The 12110-nt window shown below is 55.6% G+C and carries 8 protein-coding genes; 6 read left to right on the top strand and 2 right to left on the bottom strand.

The window, feature by feature from the left end:
• Positions 1–40 precede the first annotated feature (40 nt).
• Positions 41–1141: a DcaP family trimeric outer membrane transporter gene (locus Q1L85_RS02050; RefSeq protein ID WP_300427327.1), complete on the bottom strand. Its 1101-nt coding sequence runs from the start codon at positions 1139–1141 to the stop codon at positions 41–43.
• A gap of 334 nt (positions 1142–1475) precedes the next feature.
• Here Q1L85_RS02050 and acs point away from each other — a divergent pair, with 334 nt between their 5' ends.
• On the top strand, positions 1476–3425 hold the full coding sequence (gene acs / locus Q1L85_RS02045) for an acetate--CoA ligase (RefSeq protein WP_300427328.1): 1950 nt from the start codon (positions 1476–1478) through the stop codon (positions 3423–3425).
• Positions 3426–3515: 90 nt separating this feature from the next.
• Complete coding sequence (locus Q1L85_RS02040) at positions 3516–4187, top strand: response regulator transcription factor (protein ID WP_300427329.1); 672 nt, start codon at positions 3516–3518, stop codon at positions 4185–4187.
• Positions 4188–4210: 23 nt separating this feature from the next.
• Here the strand turns inward: Q1L85_RS02040 and Q1L85_RS02035 are convergent, their stop codons facing one another.
• Positions 4211–7654, bottom strand: a complete 3444-nt coding sequence (locus Q1L85_RS02035; protein WP_300427330.1) for a PAS domain-containing hybrid sensor histidine kinase/response regulator — start codon at positions 7652–7654, stop codon at positions 4211–4213.
• A gap of 167 nt (positions 7655–7821) precedes the next feature.
• On the opposite strand from Q1L85_RS02035, the gene Q1L85_RS02030 reads away from it, so the two are divergent.
• Genes Q1L85_RS02030 through Q1L85_RS02015 form a run of 4 tightly spaced genes read left to right on the top strand, consistent with a single transcriptional unit; the run spans position 7822 to position 12093 of the window.
• Complete coding sequence (locus Q1L85_RS02030; RefSeq protein ID WP_300427331.1) at positions 7822–8142, top strand: DUF485 domain-containing protein; 321 nt, start codon at positions 7822–7824, stop codon at positions 8140–8142.
• Positions 8142–9695 carry a cation acetate symporter gene (locus Q1L85_RS02025; protein WP_300427332.1) on the top strand — a complete coding sequence of 518 codons (1554 nt, stop codon included), beginning with the start codon at positions 8142–8144 and terminating at the stop codon, positions 9693–9695. The genes Q1L85_RS02030 and Q1L85_RS02025 overlap by 1 nt, the downstream gene beginning before the upstream one ends.
• A complete protein-coding gene (locus tag Q1L85_RS02020) occupies positions 9692–11488 on the top strand; it encodes a DUF294 nucleotidyltransferase-like domain-containing protein (RefSeq protein WP_300427333.1) in 1797 nt (598 codons plus the stop codon). Before Q1L85_RS02025 ends, Q1L85_RS02020 begins: the two co-directional genes overlap by 4 nt.
• Positions 11485–12093 carry a 3'-5' exonuclease gene (locus Q1L85_RS02015; protein ID WP_300427334.1) on the top strand — a complete coding sequence of 203 codons (609 nt, stop codon included), beginning with the start codon at positions 11485–11487 and terminating at the stop codon, positions 12091–12093. Before Q1L85_RS02020 ends, Q1L85_RS02015 begins: the two co-directional genes overlap by 4 nt.
• Positions 12094–12110: the final 17 nt, after the last annotated feature.

The raw sequence follows: 12110 nt of genomic DNA, 5'->3' as shown, positions 1-12110 counted from the left end.
AAAGCCCGGCAAATTTGCCGGGCTTTTTGTAACAGCAGATTCAGAAGGTGTATTTGGTCGTAAAGTAGACGCGGTTCATGCTGACTTCGTCATCTTCACGCTCGACTTTGGCCGTGCTCAGTTCGACGCCGTAGGTTAACGGTTTTGCCGGTGAGTGCATCAGGTTAACCCGCATGCTGGAAACATCGGTGATGGCGCCTGACACAGAGTCATCGTAGTCAGCGGAAAGCATGCCGTAGACAGCACTCGAGCGCCATTGTGAGTTCCAGTGGTGACGGTAGGCGACGAAGGCCGCGGTGGTTTCGCTGGTCTCCAGGTCTCCATCGACCAGGGCGACATCAGCAACCGCACCCAGGCCAACGTAGCGACCGACACCGTTCCCCATAGTGGCGCTGAATTTCAGATCATCTTTGCCCAGCATGAGTTTACCGGATACGTTTACCCCATAGCCCATGGTGGTTGCGTCATCATCTTCCGCGGCGCCATCGTGAGCCAGTTGCAGGAGCAGAAGGGCAGCGACCAGATCAGCGTCACCCGCCTTCAGTTTATAGCTGGCGGTGATGTCCGGAATCATGCCACTGTCTCCAGTGACACCGGTACCTGTGGTCTGTGGGTTCTCAAGAGCGACAGCAAGGTCGCCCATGGTATAGCGGACCTGCGCCTGACGGATGAACACGGTGGATTCGCTGGGGCCGATAAAGTCTGCCGACTCCGGCAGAGCACCAACGTTCATAAAATTGGACCAGGTCTGACCGATAAGCAGGTTGTCGTATTTTACAAAGGCGTGGCGCAGGCGTGGGCCGTAAGAGTTAGAGACAACTTCGTTACCGCCGCTGCCCTCGAAGTCCATCTCCACAAAGCTGGTGACGGATTTGCCGTTTTCCAGGGTGGTGACAGCTTTGAAGTTGATGCGTGATGTACGGGCGCTGAAGTCCAGGTCTGCCATATCCGGCTCCGCTCCGGAGCTGAGTTGTGATGGAACGTAGAACTCCCGCCCGATGCCGTCAGCGACGTCACCATCAGAATACGTACTCAGCATGGCATCCATCTTAATAAAGCCGCCGTAGCTGAACTCGGTGTTGGCGGCGTTGACTGCCATAGGCAGTGCTGCGGCCAGCAGGATAATAGGTGTATTGCGCATGCTCGCTCTCCTGTTATTTTGTTGTGCCAGTCCACTATGGTGCACAAAAAGTGTGCAGTGGAATTAGCCAATGGTCGAATCTCCGACTTTTATCCAAGGCCGCATTTTCTGTCGTCAGCAATCCTGGCTCGCGGAATGCCGTCGTCGTGCTGTCTTTTGTGACATTTCCTGCTTTACTGTCATTTTTGCACTGGGATGGCCAAGTGCGGTGGCCTGTTCTGAGCAGCGGATAGACCATTGTCTAATTCAGCCAAACCTCAAGGTTGACGAAGATGGAGCAAAGTCAGCCAGACATCCGAGGTGTCCTGGTGATTCATTGACAGGAGAAATAAAAATGAGCGAGCAGAAGGTAGTCAGCGTAAAGCCGGAATATGCCGATTCCGCCTGGATCAACAACGAAAAGTATCTGCAGATGTATCAGCAGTCAGTCATTAACCCTGAAGGTTTCTGGCGTGATCAGGCCACCTCCCGGATCGACTGGATCAAGCCCTTCACTAAGGTCCGTAATGTGTCGTTTGATGATCACAATGTGGACATCCGCTGGTTTGAAGACGGTACCCTGAACGCTGCTGCTAACTGCCTTGATCGTCATCTCGAAACCCGGGGAGATCAGACCGCCATTATCTGGGAGGGGGACAACCCGGAAGAAGACCGGATCATTACCTACCGCGAACTCCATGAAGAAGTGTCCCGTTTCGGTAATGCATTGCGTGGCCAGGGCATCCGCAAGGGCGATGTTGTCTGTATCTACATGCCTATGATTCCTGAGGCCGCGGTGGCTATGCTGGCCTGTGCCCGGATTGGTGCCATTCACTCCGTCGTATTCGGTGGTTTTTCGCCTGATGCACTGGCGGGGCGAATTGAGGACAGTAACGCAAAAATCGTTATCACCGCAGACGAAGGTGTGCGCGCGGGACGAGCGATTCCGCTGAAGGCAAATGTTGATGAGGCTCTGACGCACCCGAGCATCCGCTCGCTCGAAAAAGTTATTGTGGTGAAGCGTACCGGCGGTGATGTTGCATGGCACAACGCGCGGGATGTCTGGTATCACGACCTGATTAAACTGTCGGCGCCGACCTGCCCACCGGAAGAAATGGCGGCGGAAGATCCTCTGTTTATTCTCTATACCTCGGGGTCTACGGGTAAGCCGAAGGGCGTACTGCATACCACCGGCGGCTATATGGTGTGGGCGTCAATTACGCATCAGTATGTGTTTGATTATCACGACGGCGATGTCTACTGGTGTACCGCCGATGTTGGCTGGATCACCGGGCATACCTACCTTCTGTATGGTCCACTGGCGAACGGTGGTATTACTGTGATGATGGAGAGTGTGCCGAATTATCCGGACAGCTCCCGGATGTCACAGATTGTTGATAAGCACAAAGTGAATATTCTCTATACGGCTCCGACCGCCATCCGCTCGCTGATGGCGGAAGGCACTAAGCCGGTAGAAGGAACCGATCGTTCGTCGCTGCGCCTGCTGGGCTCTGTTGGTGAGCCGATTAACCCGGAAGCCTGGAACTGGTATTACAAAACCATAGGTGACGAGCGTTGCCCGATTGTAGACACCTGGTGGCAGACGGAAACCGGCGGCATCATGATTACCCCGCTTCCGGGGGCGACCGATATGAAGCCGGGCTCTGCGACCCGTCCTTTCTTCGGTGTGCAGCCTGCGCTGGTGGACAATGCCGGTATGATTCAGGAAGGTGCTACCGAAGGGAATCTGGTGATGGTCGACAGCTGGCCAGGCCAGGCGCGTACGGTGTTTGGTGATCATGAGCGCTTCGTACAGACCTACTTCTCAACCTTCCGGGGCATGTATTTTACCGGTGACGGAGCCCGTCGGGATGAGGACGGCTACTACTGGATCACGGGGCGTGTGGATGACGTTCTGAATGTGTCCGGCCACCGTATGGGCACTGCCGAAATCGAAAGTGCGATGGTGGCTCACGAGAAAGTCGCTGAAGCTGCCGTGGTGGGCTACCCCCACGATATTAAGGGGCAGGGGATTTATGTATACGTCACCCTGAATGCCGGTGAGCAGGCCAGCGAAGATCTTGTTAAAGAACTGCGCGCCTGGGTGCGGAGTGAAATCGGTCCGGTTGCGACACCCGATCTGATACAGATCACTCCCGGACTGCCGAAAACCCGGTCGGGCAAAATTATGCGCCGGATTCTGAGAAAGATTGCGGCGAATGAGCACGATGCCCTCGGGGATATTTCGACGCTGGCCGACCCTTCGGTGGTTGATACTCTGATAGATCAGCGGTTAAATCGCTGAACAGGCCCTGAAAGCATTGCCGGACTCCTGTCCGGCAATGTCGTATTTTCTGGCCCATAATAATAAAAACCGCTTCTGCAGGAGAGACCGATGCAGCTGGCCCGAAAAATCATCATTGCCGATGACCATCCTTTATTCCGTTCTGCGTTGCAGCAGGCCGTCAGGCAGCTTATTCCTGGCGTTGAAATTCAGCAGGCGGAAACGCTGCCAGAAGTACAGGAAGTGGCAGAAAAAAATACCGACGCGGATCTGGTACTGCTGGATCTCAACATGCCCGGTGCTCATGGCTACTCCGGTCTGGTGTTTCTGCGTTCACATTTTCCGGAAATTCCGGTGGTCGTGGTGTCTGCGTGTGAAGATCCAGCCGTGATGTGCCAGGCGATTGACCACGAAGCCGCCGGCTATATTGCAAAATCGTCATCGCTAGAAGAAATTTCAGCGGCGGTCGAGCAGGTGCTCAACGGCGATATCTATCTTCCCGCGAAGGCCCGCCAGCATCAGCACGCGCCTGACGCCGTTGCGCTGGATCTTGCCGGCAAGCTGGCCAGTCTCACGCCACAGCAGTTCCGTGTTCTGACGATGATGTCCGAAGGCATGCTGAATAAGCAGATTGCTTATGATCTGGATGTCAGCGAAGCCACCATCAAGGCCCACGTGACTGCGATTTTCCGTAAGCTGGGAGTCCGTACCCGGACCCAGGCTGTCATTGCAGTTCAGAGTCTGGATATCGAACGTCCGGACCTGGCCACGTCATCAGAATAAAGCTCCGACACGGAGCTTTATTTTTATTCGGGGCGTATCAGACGTCGCATCAGTGCTCTTAATGACGCCGGGCGCAGGGGCTTGGCAAGATAGTGGAAGCCTTCAGCTCTGGCTTTGTCGGCTACCTGCTCCCTTGGATCTGCTGTTATCAGGATGCCCGGGATATCGGCCTCAGGGAATTTTTCCCGCACGGCCTTCATCACGTCCAGCCCGGTGATGTCTCCATCAAGCTGATAATCGGCCAGCATAATCTGAGGCGCAGTTTCCAGCGTCATGGCTTCATGTTCGTCGCTCGCGGCAAACAGATCACACTGCCAGCTGGTGAGCAGTGCTTTCATGCCCTCCAGTACCTCCGCATCATTGTCGATACAGAAGGTACGCACGCCTTCGAAGCTGGCCGCCTGGGCGCCGGTTCTGACCAGTGTGCGCTCTTCGACGGGCTCGTCCGTCAGAGGAACGATCAGCCGGAAACAGGTGCCACGCCCGGTGCGGGAAAGCACCTGCACTTCGTGCCCCATCTGACGCGCCATACGATCAACAATAGCCAGCCCGAGGCCCAGGCCTTTGCTGTCCTGGCGACCGTTATTAAGACGTTTGAACTCACCGAAAATTTCTTTGAATTTATCTTCAGGGATCCCGGGGCCAGTGTCCCAGACTTCAATCCAGAGTTTGTCGCCGCGCTGGCGACAGCCGAGCAGAATGCCACCCGAGTTGGTGTAGCGGACTGCGTTGCTGAGGAAGTTCTGAATAATACGTCTCAGCCAATGACTGTCACTGACAACACAGGCTCTGGTTGACCGTACTTTCAGGCGCAGCCCGCGGTTTTCTGCCAGTGCGGTAAATTCGTCCCGCAGTGGTTTCAGAATATTGGCCAGACTGACCGGACAGAGCTTCGGCTCCATTGTTCCGGAATCCAGCTTGGACATTTCCACCAGAAGTGACAGAACGTCCTCCGCCGACTGCAGAGAGCCTTCGAGATGGTTCAGGAGGTCGCGTTGATGTTCATCGAGCGGTTGTTGCGCCAGCGTCGACGCAAACAGTTTTGCTGCGTTCAGTGGTTGCATCAGGTCGTGACCGGTCGCGGCCAGAAAACGGGTTTTACTGTGATTGGCCTCGATCAGGCGGGCAGTCAGGTCGTCCAGTTCCTGGGTCCGTTTTTCGACGCGCCGTTCCAGACTGACATTGGCTTCCCGCAGGGCTTCCTGTGCCTGCCTGTGGACCGTGATGTCGGTAAAACTGGTGACGAAGCCACCATCGGGCATCGGGTGCCCCTGCATGGATATGACAATGCCGTGCGGCAGGAGTCGCTCGAACTGATGTGGCGAGCCTGACTGCAGGAAGGTCATGCGCCGGCGTACCTGCTCTTCAACCTCACCGTCCCCACAGAAGCCACGCATGGCGTTGTAAGCAATGACTTCACGGATGGGTTTGCCCACTTTAATAAATCCGGCGGGGTAACCGAACATTTCGGTATAGCGACGGTTCCAGGCGACCAGATTGAGATCCCGGTCGACCACACTGACCCCCTGTTGCAGGTTTTCCAGGGCCGCCTGCAGCTGCTCCCGGCTCATGGCAAACGCCTGCGAGGCTTCACTGGCCAGCAACGTCAGGTCGCGGATCTGAATCTGTTCGCCGCCCAGCAAGGTTGAAAAAATCAGTTTCGCGGAAGAAGAGCCAACGACTGAGGCCAGTAACTTTTCGGCGTCATGAAGCAGCTCGCCGGTTGCGGTCGCTTTTTCATACTGCAAACCGTGTGCTGCCTGATATTCGGCGAAAAACAGGTCGGTTTTCTGAATGCCCAGGATGCGTTCAAGGACCACCCGGACGTCATCGACTTTACAATCGAGCCCGGATTTAGGTTGTTTCGCCGGTGTTGCCCGGACGCTGGTAAAGTCATTTGCCAGCATTCTTTCCCGCACAGGAGCATTGGTAATGACTGAGAAAAAGACATAGAGCGTGATATTGACGACCAGGCTAAGAATAACCGTAAAGCTGAAGTCGTCCATGTCGAAGCCGAGGAAATGATAAGGCACCAGACCAGCCAGTGAACCGCCGGACAGTTGTTCGCTGATCACTGGCCAGAACAGCAGCTGGAACCACACGAAGGTGCCTCCGAGAATACCGGCGACGGCGCCCTGACGATTGGCTCCCTGCCAGATCAGACCCCCAAAGAGTGCAGGTGCGAACTGGGCAATGGCGGCAAAAGAGAGCAGCCCGATGGCCGCCAGGGATTCTATTTCGCCCGTCATCCGATAGAAGAAATACGCAGACATCATCAGCAGCAGAATTACAATACGGCGTACCCGCAGAACCAGTTTCTGCACACGGGCGGGGCGCTGGCCCTCCCGTTGCTGAGCCCGGAAAATGACCGGCAGCACCAGCTCATTCGAGACCATAGTGGCTACGGCAATGGTCGCGACAATAATCATGCCGGTGGCTGCACTGGCGCCGCCAATAAAGGCCAGCATCGACAGCTCTTCTGCGCCCAGTGTCAGAGGCAGGCTGACGACATAGGTATCGGGTGAAAAGCCCAGATCCTTCATCAGCATATGTCCGGACAGAGCGATGGGCGCCACGAAAAACATCATCAGAATCAGGTAGAGCGGAAACACCCAGCGCGCGGTCTGTATATGGGACAGCGATTCGTTTTCAATCACGCCTACCTGAAACTGGCGGGGCAGGCAGAGAATGGCAAAACCTGCCAGAACGCTCTGCAGCAGAAAAGACACCGAGACAAATCCATCCGACAGAAGAGGGTGGCCGGGCGAAGTCTCCTGTGCAAGGCGCACCACATCGCCGGGCTGATCATACAGGCTGGTAATAACCCAGATGCCGACCGCGACAAAGGCAATGATTTTAATCAGTGATTCGAAGGCGATGGCCAGCATCATTCCCGGGTGTTTCTCGCTGGCATCCATATCCCGGGTGCCAAAGATAATCACGAAAATAGCCATCAGAGCACTTACCCAGAACGCCGTATCCTGCAGCATCAGTTCCGGAATACCGTGACCCGTCCCGAGAGGTTGCGTCAGCAGCTCATAGGTCATTGAAATAGATTTAAGCTGCAGAGCGATGTAAGGAATCACTCCCACCATAGCCACCAGGGTAACGATGACCGCCAGATTGTGGTCGCGCCCGTAACGGGTCGCGATAAAGTCAGCGATGGACGTCAGGCGCTTTTCCTGCGTGATACGGATGATCCGCTCCAGAAGCGGCCAGAACATCAACAGGAAAACAATCGGCCCGATATAGATCGCAAGAAATAACCAACCGCTGGTGGCGGCCTGCCCGACGGCGCCGTAAAAAGTCCAGGATGTGCAGTAGACCGCGAGGGAAAGGCTGTACACCAGTCCCCGGTTATGAATGGGTCTGCCGCTGGCTGCGCGCCTGTCACCAAACCAGGCGACTGCAAAGAGTGCCCCTATGTAGATAAATGACAGTAACAAGAGTTGCCATGACGGAATCATGCAGCGTCCTTTTTATTCTTATTTCATTGCGTCCGGAGACCGTGTTCATAATGAACTGAATAGTCAATGAATGCGACACGATCGCAGTTCAGACTATGGTCGTGGAGAGAGCATTCCTGTGCCTGAGGTAAACTGAAACAGGAAATGCAGTCGGAGTACAGAGGGTCATGTCATCGGAACAACAGGAATTACATCTGCGTTTACTGATGCATCCGGGGTATGTCCGGCTGAATGACCGTATCCGTCGCTATCGTCAACGGATGGCGCTGGTGATTGCTGGCAGTTACCTGCTTTTCCTTTTCTGTTTTGCCATCACCCCCGGGTTTCTGTTGCAACCTGTCAGCGTTGGAAACCCGACGCCCTGGCTGGTCCCTCTCGCCGCGTTTCTGATCATAGGGCAGTTTCTGGTGACGGGCGTTTACATCAAGCACGTGAATACCGTGTTCGATGACGAACTGCAGCGGCTGCGCAGAGAAGTGGGGTACTGATGCACCGGTTGTTACTGCTACTCACCTTGATTCTGCCCGCGGGTGCGCTGGCGGCTGAGTCAGGGCTTCCTGAACCGACCTGGTATTTTTTTGCGGCGATCGTTCCGTTTTCTCTGCTGTTACTCTGGAGTTCTGCACGTATCCGCACCGCGGCAGAATTTTACGCCAGTGGACGTCAGACCGGGGGCTTAAGCAATGGCCTGGCCATCACCGGAGACTATCTCTCCGCTGCTTCTTTTCTGGGGATTACCGGGCTTATCCTGATTTCGGGCTACAGTGGAATGCTCTACGCGGTGGGCTTTTTTGCGGGCTGGCCACTGATTCTGATTCTGCTGGCCGACAAGTTGCGTTCGCTCGGGCGCTACACACTTGCCGATGTGGTGAGTGACCGGTTTGAACGTCGTCCGGTCGTCTTCCTGTCGACGGTGGGCTATTTCCCCGTTGTTGTGCTTTACCTGGCTGCACAACTGGTGGCTGTGGGGTATCTGAGTGAATATCTGTTTAACCTGCCATACAGCTGGGGAGTTCTCACGGTGGGAGGCATGGCGGTGCTGACCGGCATTACCGGGCGCATGATCTTTTCTTCCCGGGCTCAGATGATTAAGGCCATTCTGATTCTGGTCAGCACGGCGATTGTGGTCACGCTGGCGCTGCTACCGGGCCAGAGATTGCCGGACCTGTTCAGTCTGGCTCAGGTTCAGCCTCTGCTTCCGGACACGCTTTATTATCTTCCGGGCGTCGATGACACGCCCTTGTCGATGATCAGTCTCGGACTGGCGCTGATGTTGGGCCCGGTTGGCCTGCCGCACATAATGAGTCGCTTTTTCTCAGTCGCCGATGAGCGGCGCGCCAGAATGTCCGTGTTTTACGCGACAGGTTTTATCGGGCTCTTTTATATTCTGACCTTTGTCATGGGTTTTGCTGCGGTCAGTTATCTCGCCGGAACCACGTCGGTGGCGCCGGCCGATGGTGGTAATCTCGCAGCCCTGCATCTGGCCGAAGCGGTTGGCGGTGCACCGCTGGCGGGCGTGCTGGCCGCCGTCCTGCTGACGGTTCTGCTGTCTGTGCTGACGTCGCTGACTCTGGCAGGCAGCTCTGCCCTCAGTCACGACTGGTACGTGCTGACCATGCGGCCAGCCAGCAGTTACAGCGAAGAACGCAACGTACACCGTATGGCAGCCGCGATATCTGGCATCAGCGCTGTCGTTGCGGCCTTGCTGTTTGAGCATCAGAACGTTGCCTTCATTGTCGGCCTGGCGTTCGCGTTTGCCGCCAGTGTGAATGTACCTCTGCTGCTTGGGTCGCTGTACTGGAGTCGCCTGACAACCCGTGGGGCGGTGATTGGTGGCTGGGCGGGTTTGCTGTGTGTGACCTTCTGCACCCTGACGGGCCCTCTGGTCTGGGTGGATATTCTTGGCTTCAGTGACGCTCTTTTCCCGTCGCGTTATCCCGCCTTGCTCTCTGTCACTGTGGCGGTACTCGGGATGTGGTATTTCTCAGTCTCAGATCGCACAGAGCCTCCCGCAGCAGAGGAACAGGAGCCACGCCCTTGAGTATTCAGATCAACCTGGATCAGCCTCCTTTCAGCTTTCTTGAAAGCACTCAGCTCAACTGGCTGAAGGCCCGGCTTGATCTGGTATTTTTCCGCGCGGGCGAGACCATTCTGGACATCGGCCAGCCGTCCCCCGGCATTTATATCGTCTATAAGGGCGTTGTCGAAGAAACCGGTGACGATGGTCAGGTGTTTACCCAGTATGGTCGGGAAGATCTGTTTGATATCCGGGCGGTGCTCGAATCGGGTTGTAAACACCGTTATACCGCCGTCGAAGAAACCCTCTGCTATTTACTGAAAGCCAGAGATTTCATTCAGTTGCTGAATGAATCCCCGGATTTTTCGGTGTATTTCAATACCGACCTTGGTACTCAGCAACAGCTGGTGGAGCAGAGTGAGGGGGAGGTGTCTGAATTTATTCTCGCACCTGTGGATGCAGACACCATGCGCGCCCCGGTCTACGTTTCAGGTCAGACAACACTGGCGCGGGCTGCGGCTCTGATGAAGGAGGAGCGGTACGATGCTCTGCTGGTCAGGGATGGAGGACGCACGGGGATTGTCACAGGTTCAGATCTTCTGGACGCGGTGCTGACAGGCCCTCACAGCAAAGAGACCCGGGTCTCCGAAATTGCCCGCTTCGGACTTATCTGCATTGAGCAGGGCGATTACCTGTTTAATGCCCTGTTGAAGATGACCCAACATAAGATCGAGCGGGTAGTAGTCACCCGTGATGGTGAAATCACGGGCATGCTTGAGCTGATGGATATGCTCAGTACCTTCTCGACCCATTCCCATATCGTGGCGATGCGGATTGAGCAGGCACGCTCGCTGGACGATCTGATTGTCGCGGCGCGACGACTGGAAAAACTGATCAGTAATCTCTCGGCACAAGGGGTGAAAGTGATATCAATCATGTCACTGATCACAACCCTCAATCGTCGTCTGATGCGTAAAGCATTTGAGCTGGTCGTCCCCGAAAAGCTGCAGTCGAAGGTATGCATTCTGGTTCTTGGCAGTGAAGGACGGGGCGAGCAGATCCTTAAAACGGATCAGGATAACGCGGTGATAATCCAGGATGATCATGTCCGGGAGGCGCTTATGCCGTCGCTGCAGAAATTGCATCAGGTGCTGCTGGATTTTGGCTATCCCCGTTGTCCCGGTGGTGTGATGTTTATTAACGATGCCTGGATTCATACGGTTGATGGCTGGCATCAGCGTGTTGCGCGGTGGCTGCAGAACTCTGATCCAGAGCCCATGATGAATATGGCCATCCTGTTCGATGCTGAGCCGGTCGCTGGTAATCGCGACCTGTTCGAGCGTGTGCGCAGTGCCTGGCAATCGGAGAGTCTGCGCTCAAGTATTACGTCTGCCTGGTTTGCCCGGCCTGCACTTAAGTTTGAAACCCCCCTTACCTTGCTGGGCAAGCTGCGGGAAGATCACGGTACGATCGATATCAAAAAAGGCGGGATTTTTCCTCTGGTCCATGGGGTACGCTCACTGGCGTTTGAGTACGGCATATCAGAAACGCATACGCTTGACCGGCTCGACCGTCTGCAGGAACTGAAGATTCTGGATACAGAAACCGCACAGGGCCTCAGAGATGCACTCATTCTATTTCTGCGCATACGGCTGCGGCACCAGCTTGAGCGAGCAGGTGCCCAGCCCGGGTTGACTCAGCAGTTGCGGGTAGCTGACCTGCGCAGTGTCGACCGTTCGCTGTTGCGTCATGGCCTGCATCGCGTGAAGAAATTCAAACAATGGCTGGTCAGCCACTACCATCTGGAAAACCTGTGAAGTTACCGCTCTGGTTGCGTCGTCGTCTTCCTGGCTATCGCCCGCCGCCTCCCCGGTGGGCGCATATGGAAGAACCGTATCTGGGCGATGAGGTTGTGGTGGTCGACTGCGAGACCAGCCAGTTTGATCGTCGCAAGGGGCAGTTACTCAGCCTCGCCGCCGTTGTCGTCAGCGGTCAGAACATACAGCTTTCTGAGGCGCTGGATGTGACTGTGGATTCGGATGCCCGCACAGACCCCGATGCGGTCCGGGTTCACTACCTCAGGCGCGAAGACCGTCGTCACGGTGTTGCCGCAGCCGAGGCGATTGAGGGTTTTCTCGATTTTGTCGGCAACCGGCCAATATGCGGCTTTTACATTGAGTACGACCGGGCCATCCTCAACCGCTACATCCGCGAGTACTACGACTTTGAACTCCCCAATGATTTCATTGAGGTCTCGGAGCTGTATGTCCGGCAGAAGCGCAGGTATATCCCTGAGGTGAATCTGGACCTCACCTTCGAAGGGTTGGCCAAAGACCTTGCCGTGCCTGTGATCGAACGTCATACCGCGCTTGGGGATGTGATTTCGACCGCACTGATGTACATCAAACTCCGTCATTTCTGACCGGCCCGTATGGAATG

It is taken from the genome of uncultured Thalassolituus sp., from assembly GCF_950066645.1.
Taxonomy (GTDB): domain Bacteria; phylum Pseudomonadota; class Gammaproteobacteria; order Pseudomonadales; family Oceanobacteraceae; genus Thalassolituus.
Note: the sequence above shows the minus strand (reverse complement) of the source record. Positions and strands in the feature narration are given on the sequence as shown.

Bases quoted from the DNA above. Each gene is read 5' to 3' on its own strand.
- Q1L85_RS02030 (WP_300427331.1), top strand. From the start codon at position 7,822: ATGTCATCGGAACAACAGGAATTACATCTGCGTTTACTGATGCATCCG.
- Q1L85_RS02035 (WP_300427330.1), bottom strand. From the start codon at position 7,654: ATGATTCCGTCATGGCAACTCTTGTTACTGTCATTTATCTACATAGGG.
- acs (WP_300427328.1), top strand. From the start codon at position 1,476: ATGAGCGAGCAGAAGGTAGTCAGCGTAAAGCCGGAATATGCCGATTCC.
- Q1L85_RS02040 (WP_300427329.1), top strand. From the start codon at position 3,516: ATGCAGCTGGCCCGAAAAATCATCATTGCCGATGACCATCCTTTATTC.
- Q1L85_RS02050 (WP_300427327.1), bottom strand. From the start codon at position 1,141: ATGCGCAATACACCTATTATCCTGCTGGCCGCAGCACTGCCTATGGCA.
- Q1L85_RS02025 (WP_300427332.1), top strand. From the start codon at position 8,142: ATGCACCGGTTGTTACTGCTACTCACCTTGATTCTGCCCGCGGGTGCG.